Source organism: Telluribacter roseus (assembly GCF_017355915.2).
Taxonomy (GTDB): domain Bacteria; phylum Bacteroidota; class Bacteroidia; order Cytophagales; family Spirosomataceae; genus Telluribacter.
Genome location: NZ_JAFEUV020000041.1, coordinates 1 through 931, shown reverse-complemented (window position 1 = coordinate 931; position 931 = coordinate 1). Strand labels below are relative to the sequence as shown.

Here is a 931-nt window from a genome sequence, read left to right as displayed (position 1 = left end):
CGATTCTTCAAGCCTCGTTTGAGGTGATTCCAAACTAATTCAGCCGGGTTAAGCTCTGGACTGTAGCCAGGCAAACGTTCCAAATGAACCCGCCCAGGCCGTTTTTTGAGAAAAGCTTTAACTGCTTCGCCGCCATGAATAGAGGCCCCATCCCAGATAACCAACAGATTCCGCTTGCGGTAGCGCCCGCAGAGTTTGCCTAAAAACCAAACGATATCTTCGCCTGTGAATGACTGATCCTGGCCCGCTACATAAATCCGCCCGTTGGGAGCGATTGCTGCAATTAGGCTCAAATGCTCGCGACCCGCTTGTTCGACCAGCACGGGGGTTTGACCGCGCGGTGCCCAAGTCAGTCCCAGCATGGGTAATAAATAACAAGCCGCTTCATCGACATACAGAATTACGCGCCCCTCAGTTTGGGCTTTTTTTAAGTTCAGGTAGGCGCTCATCACGCCACTGCTGGACCCGCTGCTGGTTCTGCTGACGGGCTATGCGCTGGGGTTTTTGACGACTCCACCCCACTTTTTTCAATATGCGCCCAACTTGCGAGGGGTCATAACTGACACCAAAAAGCTTTTTAATTACTTCATTGACTCGGGGTCGGGTCCAGATATGGCCCGGGAAGCCATGATACTCAGCACCTTTGTTTAGCTCGGCTACCAATTCAATCAACTGTTCATCCGTTAGCCGGGACTTAGCACCGGGCTGTTTTTGCCAAGCTAAGGCTTCTTGACCCTGCTGGCGATATTTAGTCAAGGTGCGGCTCACCCAGCCTTGGGTCAATCCTAGGGCATGAGCAATAGCGACTTGTTTCCATCCTTGTTGCTGGAGGGCGACACAGCGCCGGCGTAGCACTTCGTACTCGGTTTGTTTATAGCTTGCCATAATAAGTACAAGGTTTGACTATTACGGATCTACTCACGCATTAATA

The 931-nt window shown here is 51.3% G+C and carries 2 protein-coding genes; both read right to left on the bottom strand.

What is annotated here, in order from left to right; translation table 11 throughout:
• Window positions 1-449, bottom strand: a 449-nt coding sequence (locus tag JTN23_RS25760; RefSeq protein WP_247238004.1) for an IS630 family transposase, incomplete at its 3' end; no start/stop codon positions are given.
• Window positions 412-885: a winged helix-turn-helix domain-containing protein gene (locus JTN23_RS25755; protein ID WP_247238003.1), complete on the bottom strand. Its 474-nt coding sequence runs from the start codon at window positions 883-885 to the stop codon at window positions 412-414. The genes JTN23_RS25760 and JTN23_RS25755, both read right to left, overlap by 38 nt.
• Window positions 886-931 lie beyond the last annotated feature (46 nt).

What these genes read in the sequence shown, in the direction of transcription:
- JTN23_RS25755 (WP_247238003.1), bottom strand. Translation starts at nt 885, where the DNA reads ATGGCAAGCTATAAACAAACCGAGTACGAAGTGCTACGCCGGCGCTGT.